Here is a 19,800-nt window from a genome sequence, read left to right as displayed (position 1 = left end):
AAAACCAACTAGATGGTTGTGCCGGGGCCTCCGCATCGCCTACGGTCTTCCCATCGGCCCCGCCACCCCGGAAGAACCGGCACGGATGAGGCGGCAGGCCCCCGTATGTCAGCTGTTCCTGTTCGACATTCCTCCCGTTTCGCGGCCCCCGTCGGGTTCCGGCCGCCCCGCCAAGGAGATACACATGTCAGCCACAGCCACTCCCCGCACCCTGCTGGTCGTCGGTGACCGTTTTGCCGGATTCGCCGTGCAGGAGGGCGTCCTCACCGTCACACAGCTCATCGAGGAGATGCGCCTTGGCGTCTACTCCTGGGACTCCCAGCCGATCCGGGTCCGGGCCGGCCAGGGCGTCACCGCCGACGAGTGGGAGCTCGTCCGCGATCAGGCCCTGCTCCTCGGCCTCGCCGAGCGGCTGGACTTCGACCTGCGGACGCCGGCCCTGGCCGACCGGGGCGAGGCCCACAAGCACCAGAGCTGCAACACCCTCATCGCCGACCTCGAGCGGGACGGCGAGGACCTGTTCTCCGCGACGCTGCGCGTCCACAACGACAACGAGCTGCTCCTCGACCACCAGACCGGGGAGCACGTCCAGGGAATGGTCGCCGTCGAGGCCGCCCGGCAGATGTTCCTCGCGGTCAGCGAGCGTTACCACGCCTCCCGCTACCTCGACCGGTCCTACTACTACGTCATCGAATCGATGAACACCGGCTTCGAGAACTTCCTCTTCCCGCTCGACGCCACGATCGTCTACCGCACGATCCGCGCCGAACTCGACGACCCGGCCCGGCTCTCCTTCGTCGCGGAGATCTCCCTCCACCAGGCCGACCGCCGCGCCTCGATCACCACCGTGACCTACACGGCCTTCGACTCGCCGGTCATCGAGGCCAAGGAGCACCGCCGGGCCCGGTTCGCCGTCGAACACGCGGTGCGCACGGCATCGCCCGCGGCCACGGCCGCCGGAGCCGCGGCCGGCCGGCAGCCGGTGCTCGTCGGCGCCTGAGCACACCGACGTCCGCCGGCCGCACCGGCATCCGCGAGCCGCGCCGGCGTTCGCAGCACGCCCCCCGCGCACATCCAGACGACTTCCCCCGCACAAGACCCGAGGAGACCCATCATGTCCGCTTCCGCCGCCCTCATCACCGCCACCGAGCTGTTCGCCAAGCCCGAGCAGATCGACGCCGTCGCCGAGGCATGGCAGCGCCACAACGACGCGTCCGGATTCGCGGGCCGCGTCCTCTACCGCGGCCTGGAGAGCAACTCCGTGCTGGAGCTGGCACCGCTGGACGGCTTCGAGCGGATGGAGGAGCTGCGCTCCGACTGGTGGAAGCTGTGGGAGGCCGTCGGCCCGCTGGGCGAGGGCGACTTCCGCCGCCAGTTCCTGCAGTTCGTCGAGGCGCCCAAGCCGGCCGCCGGCCCCCTTCCCGACACTCGCTATGTGCAGATGCGCCACGTCGAAGTCGTTCCGCGCGTCTACCGGCAGTACCGCGCCTGGCGCGAGGAGACCATCTTCGACGTCGTGCGCACCTCCGACGAGGTCAAGAGCTTCCAGGCCTTCCACTCGCTGGCCAGCACCGAGCCCGGCGTGATGTTCGTGTCCGGCTTCGACGCGGACCCGGCCACGTACATGGAGGCCTTCACCTCCCCCCGCTACCAGCAGATCGTCCGCGAAGCCGGGGACACCTACATCACCGGAGGCGACAACGGCCTGTACACCCGCATCTACGAGCGCGTCACCGCCGCCTGATCCCACCGTCCACCCCACGGCCGGCCGCGGTTCACCTGTCCAACGGGCAAGGTCCCGCGGCCGGCCGTTCGCATCGGCCGTACCCCGGCGAAGGAGCACCCGACATGACCCTCACACCAGTGGCCGCCGCACCCGTCGCCGCCGCACCCATGACCCGGACCTACGACCTGAGCGTCACCACGCAGGGGCCGCTGTACCCGCCGAGCGAGATCGTGGACGAGAACGGCGACTTCGTCGTCATCGGCCGCGTCAACCGCTCGGGGCCCGACGGCAGCACCGTCTCCGCGTGGGGCGGCTCGGTGGTCTCCCCGGACAGCCCGCTGCCTCCGCTCGGGCAGAACCTGCCGTACGACATCGTCCGCGAGCTGGACCTCACCGACCTCACGGGACCGGACGCCCAGGTCCAGCTCTACACCCTCCCGCTTCCCCTGCCTTGCAACAACTACCCGATGCTCTTCGCCCCGGAACAGCGCCCCGACGCGCATGACGTGCGCCGCCCGAGCTATCCGCTGCACGGCGCCCCCATCCCGGACCTGCGGGAGGAGGACGGCCCGAAGGTGCGTGAGCCGATCACGCTGGGCCAGTGGGTCAAGGCGCGCGGCCAGCTGGAGGTGCATCTGCCGCAGCACCGGCGAAGCGCCGACTTCTCCTTCGCCTTCACCGGCCTGATCCCGGACAGCCTCTACACGGTGATGTCGCTGCGCGAGCACGACCTGGACCCGGCGGGCCCGACCCGCCCCGGCCCACTGGGCGTGCCCAACGCGTTCATCAGCGACAGCAACGGCATGGCCCACTACCGGGCGACCCTGCCCAACCCCTTCCCGGCGCCGGGCACCCCCGGTTCGAACCGGGTGATCAACGTGGTGGTGCTCTGGATGAGCTACCAGCAGAACTACGGCGGCGCCATCGGCCACTTCGGCCTCGGCGGCGACATCCACGCCCAGTTGAAGCTGCGGGGCCCGAGCTTCGGCGAGTTCACGACAGTCTCCGCCGGCTGATGTTCGTCACCGGCCGGCTCCCGTCACAGATCAGTTGAGACCCCGACTCCAGGAGAGACCATGAACACCGCGATCGGCGTCATCGCCACCGGCTCCTATCTGCCCGACACGGTCGTCGGCAACGCGGAGGTCGGCGAGGCGGCAGGGGTGACCGCAGAGTGGATCGAACGCAAGACCGGCATACGACGACGGCATCGCGCCGCCCCGCACGAGGCCACCTCGGACCTCGCCGCACGAGCGGCCCTGCGGGCACTTGAGCAGGCGGGGCTGACGGCTGACGAGATCTCGTACATCGTCGTGGCCACCTCCACGCCCGATCACCCCCAGCCCGCCACGGCGGCCATCGTGACGGACCTCATCGGCGCCCGTCGCGCCGCGGCCTTCGACGTCAACTCGGTGTGCAGCGGCTTCATGTTCGCGCTCACGGCCGCGGACCGCATGCTGCGCGCGGACGCGGTGGACCCCGAGCGGCCGGCCGGGCAGGGGCCCTACGCCCTGGTGATCGGCGCGGACGTCTACTCCCGCATCCTGGACCCGGCCGACCGCAAGAGCGCCATCCTGTTCGGCGACGGCGCCGGTGCCGTCGTGCTCGGCCCGGTACCGGCCGGCACCGGCGGCATCACCACCAGCCTGACCACGCGCGGCGACCAGCATCGGCTGATCAGCGTGCCGGCCGGCGGGAGCAGGCGCCCCGCGTCTGCCGACACGCTGGCGGAGGGCGCGCACTGGTTCACCATGGACGGGCGCGGCGTTCGCGGGTTCGTGCACGAAAACCTGCCGGGCGCGATCCAGGCACTCCTGGTCAGGGCGGGTGTACCCGGCCGCGCGGTCCGCCACTTCGTCCCGCATCAGGCGAACGGCGTGATGCTGGCCGAGGTCTGGCCGGCGCTCGGCCTGGACACCGCCCGGATGCATCTCGCCCTGGCCCATCACGGCAACACGGGTGCCGCCTCCGTGCCGATCACCCTCGATGTGGTGCACCGCCGCGGCCTGTTCGCCGAGGGCGATCTCACCGTCCTGTCGGCCTTCGGCGGCGGCATGTCGGTGGGGTCGGCCCTGTTCCGCTGGGCCCCGACCCGTCATGCCCGCCCGGCCAGGATCCACACCGGTTCGCTCGTCCCGGAGGCCGCGACACGGGAGCCCGCGCTGGCGGGGGCCAGGTAGCCGGAGCGGGCGCCCGCCGGACCTCGGCAGCGACCAGCGCACCCGGCGCATCGGCGCAGACGAGCGCCGCGGCGAAGAGAAGCCGGAACGACCACCGGAGACAAGAACGCAACCGCCACCAGCAACCGCACCAGCACCAGCACCAGCACCAGCACCAGCACCAGCACCCAGGAGAAATCGAGATGAGCACGCCGACCGCTCCAGCACGCCGCCGACCGCATGGCCTCACCGACGGCACCATCACCTCGGCCCGGCACGCCGGCCGCCGGCATCATCCGCTCGGCACCGGGCCGGAGGCGAGGATCCCCGTCCTGCGTCTTGCGGGCGACGCGGACGACGCAGGACTGGAGCCGCACATCTGCCGGAGCATCGACTGATCCCGTACACGGTGTCGGGGGACGGGGGCCGGGGCCCGCACCGTCCCCCGGCACCGGTCGTGGCGGACCTTGTTCAGCCCAGCGGCAGGCTGCACCGGCCGGAACAGTCCGCGGAGTGCTCGTCCCGGCCCATGGACCAGCAGGCGATCGCACACCCGGAGGCTCCGAGGGCGAAGGCTCCGGAGGCCCCGGATCCCGGGGCGGCGGCTCCGGCCCGCTCGGCACGCCGGGCGGAATAGCCTCGTACGACGGGGTCGTCGCCGACGGCCCGTGGGTGGCCCACACAGTCGAGCATGGGGAAGTCCGAAGGGTGATCCCCGTAGGCGTAGCAGTCGAGCGGGTTGACTCCGGGATGCTCGGCGAGCATCCGCAGCACCGCCGCTCGCTTGCCCTCCCCGATCACGGGTTCCGGCACCTCGCCGGTGTAACGGCCCTCGGCCACGTCCGGGGTGGTGCACAGGACGTGACGGGTGCCGACGTGCCGGGCGACGGGCTCCAGGCACGGCGGCAAGGAGCCGGAGACGAGCACGATCTCGGCGCCTGCGGCCCGGTGCCGGTCCAGCTCGGCCACCGTGGACGCGATGAAGAAGCCGGGGTCCGCCATGGCGAGGGAGAACCACTCCCGCCCGAGGGCGGTCATCTCGGCCACGCTCTCACCGGCGTAGGAACGGTAGTAGAACCGGTTGACGACCTCGCGGGGCGCCCCCTCGGCGGACTGCCTTCTGATGTCCCCGTGGATCCTCCGGTAGCGCTCCTCGCCCTCCTCCCCGAAGCGCCGCACGAGCTGGAACCGCAGGAACTCGAACATGCTCTTGCAGTTGATCAGTGTCTCGTCGACGTCGCAGAAGACCAGATACGCGGGCTGGTGTACGCGGGCGGTCGGCGCCCCGGCGCTCATGTCTGCCATCACCGTCATTCCCGCAACCTCCTTCTCCTGAGCCCGGCTTGGCGCCGCACTCCAAAACATTCCTTCGTGAAGGTATCACTTCAGGAGGGTCGCCGGGAGGGGCAGTGGAGCGGAGTTCTCGATGTGCCGAAGCGCCCTGCTGGTCGAAGATGTCTTCGAAGTCCTTCCAGCCATCAGGAGGCCCGGCGTGGACGAGCTCGTCATCAGGGACGCGGACGTCGTCGACGGCAGCGGGGAGCCCTCCTACCGCGCCGACGTCGTCGTGGACCACGGAAGGATCGTCACGATCGTCAAGGAGGCCGCGGCGGCCGGCTGCCAGCGCCCCGACGCCCGTCGCGAGCTGGACGCCGAGGGCCTCGTCCTTTCCCCGGGATTCATCGACATGCACGCGCACAGCGACCTGGCCCTGCTGCGCGACCCGGACCATGGCGCCAAGGCCGCGCAGGGTGTGACGCTCGAAGTCATCGGGCAGGACGGGCTGTCGTACGCCCCGGTGGACGACCGTACGCTCGCCGAGGTGCGCCGCGCGATCACCGGCTGGCACGGGTACGGCGACGACATCGACTTCACCTGGCGCTCCGTGGGCGAGTACCTGGACCGCCTGGACGAAGGCATCGCGGTCAATGCCGCGTATCTCGTCCCGCAGGGCACGGTCCGGATGCTGGCCGTCGGCTGGGAGGACCGGGAGGCGACGCCCCGGGAGCTGGAGCGGATGCGGCAGCTGGTGGCGGAGGGCATGGAGCAGGGCGCGGTCGGCATGTCCTCCGGGCTCACCTACGCGCCCGGCATGTACGCCACGAACGAGGAACTCACCGAACTGTGCCGGGTGGTGGCCTCCTACGGCGGCTACTACTGCCCGCACCACCGCTCCTACGGGGCGGGGGCCCTGGAGGCGTACGAGGAGATGGTGGCCCTGGCCCGTGAGGCGGGATGCCCGCTGCATCTCGCGCACGCCACCTTGAACTTCGGCGTGAACGAGGGCCGCGCTCCCGAACTGCTGTCCCTGCTCGACGCCGCGCTGGCGGCGGGCGCGGACATCACCCTGGACGCATACCCCTACACCGCGAGCTGTACGACGCTGGCCGCGCTGCTGCCAGGCTGGGCGAGCGAGGGCGGCCCCGAGGAGACCCTCGCGCGGCTCGCCGACGACGCCACGGCCGAGCGCATCCGGCACCATATGGAGGCCGTCGGCTCCGAGGGCTGCCACGGCGTGCCCGTCGACTGGGACACCGTGGAGATCTCGGGGGTGAGCGACCCGGCGCTGGCGTCGTACGTCGGCCGGACCGTGCGCGGGGCGGCGGAGCTGCGCGGCGAGGCCCCGTGGACGACGGTGCGGCGGCTGCTGATCGAGGACCGGTTGGGCCCGGCGGTCCTCCAGCACGTGGGCATTGAGGAGAACGTGCGGACGATCATGCGGCACCCGGCCCACACCGGCGGCTCGGACGGCATCCTCCAGGGCGCGAAGCCGCATCCTCGCGCGTACGGCACTTTTCCGCACTATCTCGGCCGGTACGTCAGGGAGTTGGGGGTGCTGTCGCTGGAGGACTGCGTCGCCCATCTCACGTCCCGCCCGGCCGCCCGGCTGCGGCTGCCGGACCGCGGTCTGGTCCGCGAGGGGTACCGCGCCGACCTGGTCCTGTTCGACCCGGTCACGGTCGCCGCGGGAGCCGGCTCCGAGCGGCCGCGCGCCCTTCCGAGGGGCATCCCGCACGTCCTGGTGGACGGCCGTTTCGTGATCGAGGACGGACTGCGGACGGATGTGCTGGCGGGGCGGGCGGTCCGCAGGACTCCCCTGTGACCGCCCGCCGTCGAGCCATCACGGCCGTTCACGGCCCGCGCCGTGTCATGGCCCAAGCCGTGTCACGCGTGTCACGGCTTGGGCAGGGTGCACCCGCTCGCGTTGAGGTCGAGCGTGTTGCCGCCGGCGAAGCACGCCGGGATCAGATAGGTCTCCTCGGCGTAGTTGATGCCCTCGTGGATGGTCACATTGCCGTTCTGGTCGACCTCACAGGGGTTGTCCACCGTGCACCGCTCGCCGTTCTCGTTGCCGGTGTTGTTGACGGCGACGACCTTGCCGGTGCCGGTGTCGATGACGGGCGACCCGGAGGTTCCGCCGATGGTGTTGCAGGCGGAGGTGTAGCGGACCGAGTCCTTCCAGGTCCAGTCGCCTTCCTTGAGGCGGTAGACGAACCCGTCGATGTTGCAGCTGTAGGTCCTCTTCCAGTAGCCCGAGACGACCTTGATGGCGGTCCCGGCGACCGGGTGCGTGTCGGACACGGTGAGCGCGCTGATCCCGTAGGAGCTCTTGATCTGCGCGTAGGTGCGGGTGAGCTGGTAGATCGTGATGTCCGTGTCGGTCATCGTGGAGTACACGACCTTGTTGGCGCGGAGCGTGGCGACCCTGCTGCCCGAGGAGTTCAGCAGGCCGAAGGAGCGGCTCGAGGACTGGCCGGTGATGACCTCGCCGGGGTCCGGGAAGCCGGTCTCCAGGCAGTGGCCGTTGGTGAGCACGAGCGCCGGGTCGCCGTCCGCCGACTTCGGGAAGCGGATGACGGAGCCGGAGCAGTTGCTGAGCGAGACGGTGCCCGCGAAGTCGACGGCCTTGACGGCAGGCGTCCCGGTGCTCGCCTTGGCTGTCGCACTCGCCGTGTGTGCCGTGGCCTCGGACTGGGGTTCCGCGACCGCCGGCGCGGCTCCGGCTCCGGCTACCGCCAGAGCGAAGAGCGCGGCAACAAGAGGCTTTCTCATGTGGGGTCCCCTCTTGATGGGCTTGCGATGACGTGGTCGGCCGGAGGTTTTCCGGCCACCTGGCATTGTCATGCGCATTGTGAGCGTGGGGGTGCGCGCGAACAAGGAGCCCTTTTCGGCCGCGCCGACGCCATCTCACCCCGGAACACCGGGCGAGCCCGCCCACAGTCGGCCCGATGCACTCGAACGGGGGAATGGATGCACGGCGCCTGGTTCCCGGCATCCGCCCCGCTCACCCCGCCGCCGGCACGGAGGTGAGGCGAAATCCGGGGGTGCCGGGAGGCGGGCGGCGCAGTTACCGGCGGTAGCAGGCCGGTCCGCCCCCGTCCCACGTGGTGGAAAACACGCGGCGCGAAGCGTTACACACCCGTAAGCTCGCGGTCATGCAGGTGATCCAGTCCACGAAGCTCGCCAATGTCTGCTACGAGATCCGGGGCCCGGTTCTCGAGGAGGCGACGCGGCTGGAAGCAGCAGGTCACCGCATCCTCAAGCTCAACACCGGCAATCCGGCCGCCTTCGGTTTCGAGTGCCCGCCCGAGATCCTCGAGGACATACTGCGCAACGTCTCCACGGCGCACGGATACGGCGACGCCAAGGGCCTGCTCGCCGCCCGCCGGGCGGTCGTGATGCACAACCAGACCCTCGGCATCGAGACCGACGTCGAGCACGTCTTCATCGGCAACGGCGTCTCCGAACTGATCGTGATGGCGATGCAGGGCCTGCTGGACGACGGCGACGAGGTGCTCGTGCCCGCCCCGGACTACCCCCTGTGGACGGCGGCGGTCTCGCTGTCCGGCGGCACGGCCGTGCACTACCACTGCGACGAGCAGTCGGACTGGATGCCGGACCTCGCGGACGTGGAGCGGAAGGTCACCGACCGCACCAAGGCGATCGTCATCATCAACCCCAACAACCCCACGGGCGCGGTCTACGACGAGGCGATGCTGCGGGGCCTGACGGACATCGCGCGCCGCCACAACCTGCTCGTCTGCTCCGACGAGATCTACGACAAGATCCTGTACGACGGCGCGACGCACACCCCGACGGCCGCCGTGGCCCCCGACCTGCTGACCCTCACGTTCAACGGCATGTCGAAGTCGTACCGGGTGGCGGGGTACCGGGTGGGCTGGATGGCGGTCTCGGGTCCCCGGGCGCACGCGGAGTCGTACATCGAGGGGCTGACGATCCTCGCCAATATGCGCCTGTGCGCCAATATGCCGGGCCAGCACGGCGTCGTGGCGGCGCTCAGCGGACGCCAGACGATCAACGATCTGGTACTGCCGGGCGGGCGCCTGAAGGAGCAGCGGGACACGGCGTACGAACTGCTGACGCAGATCCCCGGCGTGACCTGCGTGAAGCCCAGGGGTGCGCTGTATCTCTTCCCCCGCCTCGACCCCAAGGTGTTCAAGATCAAGGATGACCGGCAGATGGTCCTCGACCTGCTGCGCCGCGAGAAGATCATGGTGGTGCAGGGGACGGGCTTCAACTGGCCGGAGCCCGACCACTTCCGCGTGGTGACACTGCCCACCGTGGCCGACCTGACGTCGGCGATCACCCGCATCGGCCATTTCCTGGACGGCTACAGCCAGCCCTGACGCCGGCCCCGCGCGCCCGGGTGCGACGCGCGATCAGAGGCACTTTCCGATCAGCTTCAACTTTAGACGAAATCCAAGCTAGGATGGCTTCCTGTCGGAGCACAGGAGGCCGTCCCATGTACGAAGCGATCCGCACCAAGTCGGTGCACTCGATGGCCGGCACGACCTCCGACTTCCCGCACCGCTCGCGTGAGGAAGAGCTGGACATCCAGCTCGCGGGGCATCTGGCGGCCCTGCTCGCGGTGACGGACGAGCTGCGCGCCCTGGAACCCGCCGAGGAGCTGGACACGGCCGCCCTGCGGCTCGCCGAGCAAGTGGCCCGGCTGCGCGGAGGCTCCCCCCTGCCCGATCCCGGCCGGGAACCCGGTCAAGCAGCGCCGCCGGTCCGCGCGCCCCGCGGCGCACGCGCCGGCGAGCCGCACACCGCGGCCCTCCACCGCCGGGCCCACGCACTGGCGGGCCGCGCCCTGGTGGTGGCCGCGTCCCGCGCGGACACGGCGGCGGCGATCCTGTCGGCACAGCGTATGGACGCGCACAGCGCCGCGCTGACCGCGCCGAAGGCACCGGTCGCCACCGGCTGACGCCCCCGAGCCGCACGAAGCGGCTCCCCGAGACGGCCCCGGTCCGCGTGCACCCGCAGCGTCGCGCGGACCGGGCGCCATGACGCGGCTCCCGGCCCGGCCGAGGCCCCGCCTCCACAACGGGCGGCGGACCCCCTTCCCGCTCGGCCTCGGACCCGGCACCCCCGTGCCCTGAACACGCGTGCCGCCGGACCCCCCCGCTCCCGTTGCATACCGGGATGGCTCCGTCGCCAGGGGTTCATCCCCGGCCGGGAGGAACGTCGAGTTCCGGGAGCGCGCTCCCCGCGTGAGACGAATCGCAGGAATCGTCCTCGCGGTACTGCTGACGGGCGGAGTTGTGACCGCCGTCGTCGCGGGCCGCGAGGGCAGGACAAGAGGGCCCTGGATGCCGACGGCGACACGGCGATCTACACCTCCCTGGAGAAGGCCTACGAGCACCTCGGCGACGACCGTGACGCGTTCACCTCGATCGTGCCGATGACGGACGGCGAGAACACCACGGGTGTCAAGGCCGGGGACTTCGACGGCTTCTACCGCGATCTGAGCGCCCGGCAGCGGAACATCCCCGTCTTCCCCATCCTCTTCGGCGGCTCCGACCGGTCGGAGCCGGAGCACATCGCGACCCTGACCGGCGGGCGTCTCTTCGACGCCCGGGAGGGCTCGCTCGACGGTGCGTTCAAGGAGATCCGTGGTTACCCAGTAAGGTCCTGCGCTACGCCGAGTCCCGCAAGAACCTCGCCGGGAGCGCCCGCGGTATCGCGGGGCTCGTGCTCACCTTCACGGGCGTGGCGGGCCCGTACTGGCCCGTCGTCGTCGCCGGTCTGTACGGAGCGGGCGCGCCGATCGCCCCTCCGGAGCGTCCGCCGCTGCCGGACTTCCCGGACCCCTCCGCGCAACTGGACGAATTGCGCACCGACTTCGAGAGACCGCGGACGTATCTGGCGGACGAGCTGCCGCCCGCCGCCTCCGGGCGGCTCACCGAGCTCACCGGGCTGCTGACCGCCCCGCTCGACCCCGGCTGGGTCGAGGTGCTCGCGCAGGATCCCGAGGGCGGGCACGCGCTGTCGCGAACCGTGCGCCAGGACCTTCCGGAGGCCGTCGACACCTACGTACGCACACGCTGGTGGAGCCGGCCGGCCCCCGGGCAGGAGCCTGCGGAACGCCATCTGGAACGCCGGCTCACGCTTCTGCACGAGGAGGCGGACCGGCTCGCGGCGGCCCCGCGTGAGACCGAGGCGCGGCGGCAGGAGACCCACACGCGCTGTCTCGAGGACCGCTCCCCTGAGCCCGGGGAGCGGGCACGGGAGCACATGGGCCGGGGCCCCGCACGCCGTTGTGCGGGGCCCCGGCCCATGTGTGGTGCTTGTCCCCGCGACCGGCCTTCGTGACGACATCGCTGGTCAGGGCAGTGTCGGACCGGCCGCGGAGTCAACGGGAGGGCGTCAGCCCAGGCGCTGCACCAGTGCGCGGTACTCGTCCCACAGCTCCTTCGGAGTGTGGTCGCCGAAGGTGTTGAGGTGCTCGGGGACCAGGGCGGCCTCCTCGCGCCACACCTCCTTGTCGACGGTGAGCAGGAACTCGAGGTCGGACTCCGAGAGGTCCAGGCCGTTCGTGTCCAGCGCGGCCTTGGTCGGCAGGATGCCGATCGGGGTGTCGACGCCCTCGGCCTTGCCGTCCAGGCGCTCCACGATCCACTTCAGGACGCGGCTGTTCTCGCCGAAGCCGGGCCAGACGAACTTGCCCTCGTCGTTCTTGCGGAACCAGTTGACGTAGTAGATCTTCGGCAGCTTGGACTGGTCCTTGTCCTTGGCGACCTCGACCCAGTGACCCATGTAGTCACCCATGTTGTAGCCGCAGAACGGCAGCATCGCGAACGGGTCGCGGCGCAGCTCGCCGACCTTGCCCTCGGCCGCGGCGGTCTTCTCGGAGGCGACGTTGGCGCCGAGGAACACACCGTGGTTCCAGTCGAAGGACTCCGTCACCAGCGGGACCGCGGAGGCGCGTCGGCCGCCGAAGAGGATCGCCGAGATCGGCACGCCCTTCGGGTCCTCCCACTCCGGCGCGATGATCGGGCACTGCGAGGCGGGGACGGTGAAGCGGGCGTTGGGGTGGGCGGCCGGGGTCCCGGACTCGGGCGTCCAGTCGTTGCCCTTCCAGTCGGTGAGGTGGGCGGGAGTCTCCTCCGTCATGCCCTCCCACCAGATGTCGTTGTCGTCGGTGAGCGCCACATTCGTGAAGACGGAGTTGCCCCACAGAGTCTTCATCGCGTTGGCGTTGGTGTGCTCACCTGTGCCGGGCGCGACGCCGAAGAATCCGGCCTCGGGGTTGATCGCGTACAGACGGCCGTCCTCGCCGAACCGCATCCACGCGATGTCGTCGCCGATCGTCTCGACCGTCCAGCCGGAGACCGTCGGCTCCAGCATGGCGAGGTTCGTCTTGCCGCAGGCACTCGGGAAGGCCGCGGCGACGTACTTGGACTCGCCCTGCGGGGGCGTCAGCTTGAGGATCAGCATGTGCTCGGCCAGCCAGCCCTCGTCGCGGGCCATGACGGAGGCGATGCGCAGGGCGTAACACTTCTTGCCGAGCAGGGCGTTGCCGCCGTAGCCGGAGCCGTAGGACCAGATCTCACGGGTCTCGGGGAAGTGCGAGATGTACTTGGTCCGGTTGCAGGGCCAGGGGACGTCCTCCTGGCCGGGCTCCAGCGGGGCGCCCAGGGTGTGGACGGCCTTCACGAAGCGGCCGTCCTCGCCGAGCTCCTCGAGCACAGCGCTGCCCATCCGGGTCATCGTGCGCATGGAGACCGCGACGTAGGCCGAGTCCGTGATCTCCACGCCGAGCGCGGAGAGCGGCGAGCCGAGCGGGCCCATGCAGAAGGGCACGACGTACATCGTGCGACCGCGCATGGAACCGCGGAACAGGCCCTTGTCGCCCTGGAATATCTCCCGCATCTCGGCGGGGGCCTTCCAGTGGTTCGTGGGGCCGGCGTCCTGCTCCTGCTCGGAGCAGATGAACGTCCGGTCCTCGACCCGGGCCACATCGGTCGGGTCGGAGGCGGCGTAGTAGGAGTTCGGGCGCTTGATCGGGTCGAGCTTCTTGAAGGTGCCCTTGCGGACGAGCTCTTCAGACAGGCGCTCGTATTCGGCCTCGGATCCGTCACACCAGACCACGCTGTCCGGCTGCGTCAGTTCGGCGATCTCGTTGACCCACGAGATCAGGTCCTTGTGCTGGGTGGGGACGGTAGAGGGAGCCGCGATGTCGCGCGCCACGATTGCTCCTAGATGAGGGGTTCTTTTGTTGAGTGCCCCTTGGGGGCCGCGGCCCGGATGCTTCGTAGCCCGCTCATCCGGTGCCGACCGCACTCATTTGATCCTCTGACGAGTTTGCCCATCTGTCCAGAGGACGTCACACCTGAGCAAAGTGAGGATCGCCACGTGTCACCGTGATTCTTTGCGTGCACGTAGGGTTCAGCTGAAGGATTTTTTGCCGTGGCGTGGAGCCCACCAGGGCGGTACGGTACGGGTGATATCGGTCGCACCTTGATCCCTAACTTACGGTTCCGTAGGTACCATGCGGCCCATGACTGCGTCCGTCCCCGACGCGCCCATGGACCCGCCGGACGCCGGCCGCGGTCCCATTGCGCTCCCGTCGCTTCATCCGGTCAAGCCGAAGCTCCGCGGCTGGCTGCATCTGGGCATGTTCCCGGCGGTCCTGATCGCCGGTCTGGTCCTCACGGCTCTCGCGGACTCGACAAGAGGGCGCATCGCCTGTGGCATCTACGTCCTGACGGCCTGTCTGCTCTTCGGCGTCAGCGCGCTCTACCACCGGGGCAACTGGAGCCCGCGCATGGACGGCGTCCTGCGCAGGCTCGACCACGCGAACATCTTCCTGATCATCGCGGGCACGTACACCCCGTTGACCCTGCTGCTCCTTCCGGGCGCGAAGGGGCAGTGGCTGCTGTGGGGCATCTGGGGTGCGGCGGCGGCCGGCATCGTCTTCCGGGTGTTCTGGGTCGGCGCCCCGCGCTGGCTCTACACACCCTGTTACATCGCGATGGGCTGGGCGGCCGTCTTCTTCCTGCCCGACTTCATGCGCGCCGGCGGGATCGCCGTCCTGGTACTCGTCATCGTCGGCGGCCTGCTCTACAGCGCCGGCGGTGTGATCTACGGGATCAAGCGCCCGAACCCGTCGCCCCGCTGGTTCGGCTTCCACGAGGTCTTCCACTCCTTCACCCTCGCGGCGTTCGTCGTGCACTACGTCGGGATCTCTCTCGTGGCGTATCAGCACGGGTAGTCAGGCGCCCCGCCCCCTCCCAGCCGGTTCCCCAAGGCCGCGGCTTCTCAGCCGCGGCCTTTTCGCTTGCCCGTGAGAGTGAATCGCCATTGACACACACAACCTTTTGACAGTTACCCTCATTTCATGGTGACTATCAAGAACACCGCGACGAGTCAGCGGGACCCGCGTCGCTGGTGGGCGCTCGGCGCCCTGGTCGCGAGCATGCTCGTGCTCGGTTTCGACATGACGATCCTCAATGTCGCGCTGCCGACGATGGCCCGGGACCTGGGCGCCTCCACCGGCCGCCAGCAGTGGATGGCGGACGCGTACGTCGTGGTCTTCGCCTCGCTGATGCTCCCGGCGGGGCTCCTCGGCGACCGGTTCGGGCGGCGCCGGATGCTGATAGCGGGTCTGGGTGTGTTCCTGGCCGGTTCCCTGGTCGGCGCGCTCGTCGACGACGTCACGTCGGTGATCGTCGCCCGCGCGGTCATGGGTGTCGGCGGAGCACTGGTGATGCCGCTCGCGATGGCGGTCCTGCCCTCGCTGTTCGAGTCCGACGAGCGCACCAAGGCGGTCGGCGCCGTCTCAGCGGCGTCCGCCCTGGGGCTGCCGCTCGGGCCGATCGTCGGCGGCTGGCTGCTCGACCACTTCTGGTGGGGGTCGGTGTTCCTGATCAACGTGCCGATGGCCGCGATCGGCATCGCCGCCTGTGTCTTCCTGCTGCCGGAGACCAGCGACCCGGGCTCCCCCAGGGTCGACGCCGTGTCCACCGCGCTCACCGCGTCCGGCCTCGGCATCCTGATCTACGCCATCATCGAGGCACCGGACCGCGGCTGGGGCGACCCGCTGATCCTGGGCTTCTTCGCCACCTCGGCGATACTGATCGCGCTGCTGGTCGTGCGTGAGCGGCGCAGCGCCCGCCCTATGCTCGACCTCTCCCTGTTCACCCACCGCGGCTTCCTGGTCAACACGCTGGCCGCCACCCTGGTCATGTTCGTGCTGTCCGGACTGATGTTCGTCCTGCCGCAGTACCTCCAGGCGGTCCTCGGCCATGACGCTTTCGCCACGGGGGTGCGGATGCTGCCGATGATGGGCGGACTGCTGGTCGCGGCGCAGGGCGCGGCCCCGCTCGTCTCCCGGTTCGGGCCGCGCGCGGTGATCAGCGTGGGGCTCGTGGTGCTCGCCTTCGCCGCGTTCCTCGGCAGCCGTACGACGGTGCGGGACGGGTACGGCTTCACCGCGCTGTGGCTGTCGATCGCCGGGCTCGGCTTCGGTCTCGCGGTGGTCCCGGCCATGGACGCGGCGCTCGGCGCACTGCCGCGGGACCGGGCGGGCAGCGGCTCCGGGCTGCTCATGACCGTGCGCCAGGTGGGCGGCGCGATCGGCATCGCGCTGCTGGGTTCGCTGCTCGCCGGCGCCTACCAGGACCGCCTCGACATATCCGCCCTCCCGCACACGGCCGCACACAGCGCCGCAGACTCCGTGGTCGGCGCCCATATGGTCGCCGCGCGGCTCGGAGACCGGGCCCTGGCCGCCTCCGCGAACGCCGCCTACGTCCACGGCATGGACCTGGTGCTCCTGATCGGCGGCATGGCCGCCCTGGTCACGGCACTGCTCGCGGCGGCCCTCGTCCCCGGCCCGCGCCCGGCGCCCCACGTCCCGGAGGCGGACCCCGCCATGGTCCCCGACCCGGAGAATGCCTGACAATGGCGACCATGGCCGCCACCGCACACCGCTCGACCCCCGCCGCCGAACCCCGTCTGGGGCTGCGCGAGCGGAAGAAGATCAAGACTCGTATGGCGATCCGCAGGGCGACGTACCAGCTGGTCCAGGAACAGGGGTACGACGCGACCACCATCGAGCAGATCGCGGAGGCGGCGGAGGTGTCCCCCTCCACGGTGTTCCGGTACTTCCCCACCAAGGAGGACATCGTGATCACCGACGAGTACGACCCGCTCCTGGAGGAGGAACTGCGCGCGCGGCCCGCGGACGAGCCGCTGCCCGACTCGCTGCGGCACGTGATCCGCAGTGCCCTCAGGCGCAGCATGTCGGGCGACTACGAGACACCCGCCGAGATGCGGCTGCGCAGCCGGCTGATGGTCGAGGTGCCCGCGGTCCGCGCCCGGATGAACGAGAGCATGTCCGTGTCCGGCCAGATGATGTGCCGGGTGGTGGCCGAGCGCACCGGACGCGACCCCGACGACCTCGAAGTACGCGTGTACTGCATGGGTGTCTTCGGCGCACTGCTGGAAGCCTCGCGCTACTGGGCCGAGCACGGCCAGGAGGGCGACCTCGGCGACTACGCCGTACGCGCACTGGACGTTCTGGAGCACGGTCTCGGGCGCCGGAAATCCGAGGCTCCCTGACACCTCCTCGTGCCATCCTGACCAGGTGAACGGACCCGAGATCCATATCGCGTTCGCCCCCGAGCTGGGGCTCTTCGTCACGCACCGGCGACGCGAGGGCGCCACGAAGGTCGTCACCGACGGCGCCGCCACACTCGGCCATGTCGTCGAGTCGCTGGGTGTGCCCCTGACCGAGGTCGGGGCGCTCCTCGTGGACGGCCGTGACTCGGCTCCCTCCCATGTTCCGGCCGCCGGCGAGTCGGTCGAGGTACGCCCCGTCGAGCGCCCCCAGCGGGTGCCCGGCGCCCCGCTCCGCTTCCTCCTGGACGTCCATCTCGGCACCCTGGCCCGCCGGCTGCGGCTGCTGGGTGTGGACGCGGCGTACGAGTCCACGGACATCGGCGATGCCGCTCTCGCGGCCCGTTCGGCGGCAGAGCGGCGCGTGATGCTCAGCCGCGACCGGGGTCTGCTGCACCGCCGTGAGCTGTGGGCGGGCGCGTATGTATACAGCACCCGGCCCGACGACCAACTTCGCGACGTGCTCGACCGGTTCGCGCCCGAGCTGCGGCCGTGGACGCGGTGCACCGCGTGCAACGGACTGCTCCGCGACGCCACGAAGGAGGATGTGGTGGACCAGCTCGAACACGGCACCCGGCGGTCCTATGACGTCTTCGCGCAGTGCGCCGCGTGCGGTCGCGCCTACTGGAAGGGCGCACACCACGAACAGCTGGAGGCCATCGTGGAACGCGCCCTCGCCGAGTTCCCGAGCCGCGCCTAGTACTTGGGCTTTCGGCCGGTGCGGCCGGTCAGGACGTCTCAGCTGTTCAGGGCCCTGCGGAGGAGTTCGGGGTCGGCGGTCGGGGCGTCGCAGGTGAAGTTGCGGCAGACGTAGGCCGTCGGCTCGCCCCTCACCATGACCCGGTCGGCGAGCAGCGGGAGCTCATCGCTGCCCGGAGTGCCCACGGCCACCACCGCGCCCGCGGCCGTCGAGACAAGTGCCGTACGGTGCAGGGTCCTTGTGGCCGGATCGTCGACTGCCGGACCGACGACGGCGACCTCGCGCGGCCCGTCGAGGAACGCCTCGGCGGCGGCGAGCCCCCAGCCGATGAAGCGCGGCACACGGGGGCCGAGCGCCTTCACGACACCCAGCGCCCGCTCCGCGGCGATGCGGTGGCGTTCGGATCCGGTGTGCGCGGCGTAGGACAGCAGGGCGCCCGCCGCGGCGGTCCAGCCCGACGGGGTGGCGTTGTCGGTGGGGTCCTGGGGGCGTCGGATCAGCTGCTCCGCGTCGGCGGCGGTGTCGTACAGCGCCCCGCTGTCGTCGGTGAAGTGCGTGAGCACATGGTCGAGCAGGAACCCGGCGAACTCCAGCCAGACGCCCTCCCCGGTGACGGAGGCCAGGGTGAGGAAGCCCTCGGCGACATCGGCGTAGTCCTCCAGCACGCCCGCGTTGGCGCCGGCACGGCCGTCTTTCGAAGTACGGGTGAGGCGGGCGTGCTCGTCCATGTGCAGCCGTACGAGGAGGTCGGCGGCCCCGATCGCGGCGTCCACGAGGTCGGGGCGGTCGAAGTAGGCGCCGGTCTCGGCCAGGGCGGCGACGGCGAGACCGTTCCAGGCGGCGACCACCTTGTCGTCGCGGCCGGGGGCTGCGCGTTCCCCCCGGCGCGCGAGCAGCCGTCGCCGGATCGACTCGGTCCTCTCCGCGTCGGCCATGACCTCACGCTGCGGGAGCTGGAGGACGGAGCTGCCGTGCTCGAACGTGCCCTCCTCGGTGACGCCGAAGTACTGGGCGGCGAGTTCGGCGTCCTCCTGGCCGAGGGTCTCGGTGAGCTGTGCCGGCGTCCAGACGTAGTAGGCGCCCTCGACGTGGCGCCCGCCTCCGTCGTCGCTGTCGGCGTCGAGCGCGGAGGCGAACCCGCCTTCGTTCGTGCGCAGTTCGCGCACCATGAAGTCCGCGGTCTCCACGGCCACCCGGCGGGCGAGCTCGGAACCCGTGGCGCGCCACAGGTGCGCGTACACCCGGCACAGCAGCGCGTTGTCGTAGAGCATCTTCTCGAAGTGCGGCACCACCCAGTCGCGGTCGACGGAGTAGCGGGCGAAGCCGCCGCCGAGCTGGTCGTAGATACCGCCGCGCGCCATGCGCTCGCAGGTGTCCCGCGCCATCTGGAGGGCGCCCTCGGAGCCGGTGCGGGCATGGTGGCGCAGCAGGAACTCGAGGACCATGGACGGCGGGAACTTGGGCGCGCCGCCGAAGCCCCCGCGCTGCGGGTCGTACTCGCGGGTGAGTCCGAGCAGCGCCTGGGCGGCCTCGTCCTCACCGGGGGCCCGCGCGTCCCCGTAGGACAGCTCGCGTGCGGCGAGGTCGCGTGTGATCTTCCCGGCGACCTCCGCCACCTCGTCCCTGCGCCCCGCCCATGCCTGGTGCACCCCTTCGAGTACCTGGCGGAAGGAGGGCATGCCCTGGCGCGGGGCGGGCGGGAAGTACGTCCCGAAGTAGAAGGGCTCGGCGTCCGGGGTGAGGAAGACGGTCATGGGCCAGCCGCCCTGGCCGGTGGCCGCCTGGACGGCCTCCATATATACGGCGTCGACGTCGGGGCGCTCCTCGCGGTCGACCTTGACGCTGACGAAGTGCTCGTTGAGGACGGCGGCCGTCTCCGGGTCCTCGAATGATTCGTGCGCCATGACGTGACACCAGTGGCAACTCGAATAGCCCACACTCAGCAGCACGGGGACATCGCGCCGCCGCGCCTCCTCGAACGCCTCTTCCGCCCAGGGCCACCAGTTCACCGGGTTGCCGGCGTGCTGAAGCAGGTACGGGGACGTCTCATGGGCCAGTCGGTTCACGCCTCCACTCTCCCACGGCGCCGGGCACGGCGCGGTACCGCAGGGGCCGACGGGCGTGGTCCGGAGGGCTCTGCGCCGCCCGCGTCCCGTCGGCTTCCCTTGCGGGCCACGACCCCTGCGCATCGCGCCTCGGCCGGGTCGGGGCCGGTCGGGGGCAGGGCAGCGAGCGTGCGAAGGGTTGATGCCCGCCGATCACACCCTCGCGCTCACGCCCTACTCGAAGGA

At 70.7% G+C, this 19,800-nt stretch carries 16 protein-coding genes and 2 pseudogenes; 14 read left to right on the top strand and 4 right to left on the bottom strand.

Annotation, left to right across the window (positions count from 1 at the left end):
* Positions 1-184 precede the first annotated feature (184 nt).
* The 5 genes from ABZ845_RS18550 (at position 185) to ABZ845_RS18530 (ending at position 4,283) form a co-directional block, all read left to right on the top strand.
* Positions 185-1,000 carry an AfsA-related hotdog domain-containing protein gene (locus ABZ845_RS18550; RefSeq protein ID WP_360980477.1) on the top strand — a complete coding sequence of 272 codons (816 nt, stop codon included), beginning with the start codon at positions 185-187 and terminating at the stop codon, positions 998-1,000.
* A gap of 114 nt (positions 1,001-1,114) precedes the next feature.
* Positions 1,115-1,744, top strand: coding sequence for a hypothetical protein (locus tag ABZ845_RS18545; protein WP_360980474.1), 630 nt, complete (start codon positions 1,115-1,117; stop codon positions 1,742-1,744).
* A 104-nt stretch (positions 1,745-1,848) separates the two neighbouring features.
* Positions 1,849-2,742, top strand: a complete 894-nt coding sequence (locus ABZ845_RS18540) for a hypothetical protein (protein ID WP_360980471.1) — start codon at positions 1,849-1,851, stop codon at positions 2,740-2,742.
* Positions 2,743-2,802: 60 nt separating this feature from the next.
* Complete coding sequence (locus ABZ845_RS18535; protein WP_360980468.1) at positions 2,803-3,906, top strand: ketoacyl-ACP synthase III; 1,104 nt, start codon at positions 2,803-2,805, stop codon at positions 3,904-3,906.
* A 182-nt stretch (positions 3,907-4,088) separates the two neighbouring features.
* Positions 4,089-4,283: a hypothetical protein gene (locus tag ABZ845_RS18530; RefSeq protein WP_360980465.1), complete on the top strand. Its 195-nt coding sequence runs from the start codon at positions 4,089-4,091 to the stop codon at positions 4,281-4,283.
* Between the two features lie 73 nt (positions 4,284-4,356).
* Here ABZ845_RS18530 and ABZ845_RS18525 read toward each other — a convergent pair whose 3' ends face one another.
* On the bottom strand, positions 4,357-5,199 hold the full coding sequence (locus ABZ845_RS18525) for an HAD-IB family hydrolase (RefSeq protein ID WP_360980462.1): 843 nt from the start codon (positions 5,197-5,199) through the stop codon (positions 4,357-4,359).
* Between the two features lie 178 nt (positions 5,200-5,377).
* Between ABZ845_RS18525 and ABZ845_RS18520 the strand changes: the two genes are divergently transcribed.
* Complete coding sequence (locus ABZ845_RS18520; RefSeq protein WP_360980459.1) at positions 5,378-6,988, top strand: D-aminoacylase; 1,611 nt, start codon at positions 5,378-5,380, stop codon at positions 6,986-6,988.
* Between the two features lie 71 nt (positions 6,989-7,059).
* On the opposite strand, the gene ABZ845_RS18515 is transcribed toward ABZ845_RS18520, so the two are convergent.
* Positions 7,060-7,938 carry a serine protease gene (locus tag ABZ845_RS18515; protein ID WP_360980456.1) on the bottom strand — a complete coding sequence of 293 codons (879 nt, stop codon included), beginning with the start codon at positions 7,936-7,938 and terminating at the stop codon, positions 7,060-7,062.
* Between the two features lie 383 nt (positions 7,939-8,321).
* Here ABZ845_RS18515 and ABZ845_RS18510 point away from each other — a divergent pair, with 383 nt between their 5' ends.
* The 4 genes and pseudogenes from ABZ845_RS18510 to ABZ845_RS18495 all read left to right on the top strand — a co-directional run.
* On the top strand, positions 8,322-9,533 hold the full coding sequence (locus ABZ845_RS18510) for a pyridoxal phosphate-dependent aminotransferase (RefSeq protein WP_360980453.1): 1,212 nt from the start codon (positions 8,322-8,324) through the stop codon (positions 9,531-9,533).
* A gap of 116 nt (positions 9,534-9,649) precedes the next feature.
* Entirely contained in the window at positions 9,650-10,114 is a 465-nt protein-coding gene (locus tag ABZ845_RS18505; protein ID WP_360980450.1) for a hypothetical protein, read from the top strand.
* A 378-nt stretch (positions 10,115-10,492) separates the two neighbouring features.
* Positions 10,493-10,810, top strand: a pseudogene (locus ABZ845_RS18500) (hypothetical protein); the annotation flags it as partial.
* 11 nt (positions 10,811-10,821) lie between these two features.
* Positions 10,822-11,394 (top strand): annotated as a pseudogene (locus ABZ845_RS18495) (hypothetical protein); the annotation flags it as partial.
* A 162-nt stretch (positions 11,395-11,556) separates the two neighbouring features.
* Here the strand turns inward: ABZ845_RS18495 and ABZ845_RS18490 are convergent.
* Positions 11,557-13,380 (bottom strand): phosphoenolpyruvate carboxykinase (GTP), encoded by a 1,824-nt coding sequence (locus ABZ845_RS18490; protein ID WP_360980447.1) that lies wholly within the window; start codon positions 13,378-13,380, stop codon positions 11,557-11,559.
* A gap of 310 nt (positions 13,381-13,690) precedes the next feature.
* Between ABZ845_RS18490 and ABZ845_RS18485 the strand changes: the two genes are divergently transcribed.
* From ABZ845_RS18485 to ABZ845_RS18470, 4 genes are all read left to right on the top strand, one after another.
* Entirely contained in the window at positions 13,691-14,404 is a 714-nt protein-coding gene (locus ABZ845_RS18485; protein WP_360980444.1) for a hemolysin III family protein, read from the top strand.
* 126 nt (positions 14,405-14,530) lie between these two features.
* Positions 14,531-16,090 carry an MFS transporter gene (locus ABZ845_RS18480; protein WP_360980442.1) on the top strand — a complete coding sequence of 520 codons (1,560 nt, stop codon included), beginning with the start codon at positions 14,531-14,533 and terminating at the stop codon, positions 16,088-16,090.
* Positions 16,091-16,101: 11 nt separating this feature from the next.
* Entirely contained in the window at positions 16,102-16,752 is a 651-nt protein-coding gene (locus tag ABZ845_RS18475) for a TetR family transcriptional regulator (protein ID WP_360980439.1), read from the top strand.
* Between the two features lie 25 nt (positions 16,753-16,777).
* Positions 16,778-17,509, top strand: coding sequence for a Mut7-C RNAse domain-containing protein (locus tag ABZ845_RS18470; protein ID WP_360980436.1), 732 nt, complete (start codon positions 16,778-16,780; stop codon positions 17,507-17,509).
* Positions 17,510-17,547: 38 nt separating this feature from the next.
* Here the strand turns inward: ABZ845_RS18470 and ABZ845_RS18465 are convergent, their stop codons facing one another.
* Positions 17,548-19,575: a thioredoxin domain-containing protein gene (locus ABZ845_RS18465; protein WP_360980433.1), complete on the bottom strand. Its 2,028-nt coding sequence runs from the start codon at positions 19,573-19,575 to the stop codon at positions 17,548-17,550.
* Positions 19,576-19,800 lie beyond the last annotated feature (225 nt).

Origin of the sequence: Streptomyces sp. NPDC047022 (assembly GCF_040644155.1) — a bacterium.
In the GTDB taxonomy this organism is placed as follows: domain Bacteria; phylum Actinomycetota; class Actinomycetes; order Streptomycetales; family Streptomycetaceae; genus Streptomyces.
This window is presented reverse-complemented; position numbering and strand designations above follow the sequence as displayed.

Excerpts from the sequence above, each read along its gene's own strand:
- ABZ845_RS18545 (WP_360980474.1), top strand. The coding sequence starts at position 1,115 with ATGTCCGCTTCCGCCGCCCTCATCACCGCCACCGAGCTGTTCGCCAAG.
- ABZ845_RS18550 (WP_360980477.1), top strand. The coding sequence starts at position 185 with ATGTCAGCCACAGCCACTCCCCGCACCCTGCTGGTCGTCGGTGACCGT.
- ABZ845_RS18515 (WP_360980456.1), bottom strand. The coding sequence starts at position 7,938 with ATGAGAAAGCCTCTTGTTGCCGCGCTCTTCGCTCTGGCGGTAGCCGGA.
- ABZ845_RS18505 (WP_360980450.1), top strand. The coding sequence starts at position 9,650 with ATGTACGAAGCGATCCGCACCAAGTCGGTGCACTCGATGGCCGGCACG.
- ABZ845_RS18530 (WP_360980465.1), top strand. The coding sequence starts at position 4,089 with ATGAGCACGCCGACCGCTCCAGCACGCCGCCGACCGCATGGCCTCACC.
- ABZ845_RS18475 (WP_360980439.1), top strand. The coding sequence starts at position 16,102 with ATGGCCGCCACCGCACACCGCTCGACCCCCGCCGCCGAACCCCGTCTG.
- ABZ845_RS18540 (WP_360980471.1), top strand. The coding sequence starts at position 1,849 with ATGACCCTCACACCAGTGGCCGCCGCACCCGTCGCCGCCGCACCCATG.
- ABZ845_RS18510 (WP_360980453.1), top strand. The coding sequence starts at position 8,322 with ATGCAGGTGATCCAGTCCACGAAGCTCGCCAATGTCTGCTACGAGATC.
- ABZ845_RS18485 (WP_360980444.1), top strand. The coding sequence starts at position 13,691 with ATGACTGCGTCCGTCCCCGACGCGCCCATGGACCCGCCGGACGCCGGC.
- ABZ845_RS18535 (WP_360980468.1), top strand. The coding sequence starts at position 2,803 with ATGAACACCGCGATCGGCGTCATCGCCACCGGCTCCTATCTGCCCGAC.
- ABZ845_RS18480 (WP_360980442.1), top strand. The coding sequence starts at position 14,531 with ATGGTGACTATCAAGAACACCGCGACGAGTCAGCGGGACCCGCGTCGC.
- ABZ845_RS18525 (WP_360980462.1), bottom strand. The coding sequence starts at position 5,199 with ATGACGGTGATGGCAGACATGAGCGCCGGGGCGCCGACCGCCCGCGTA.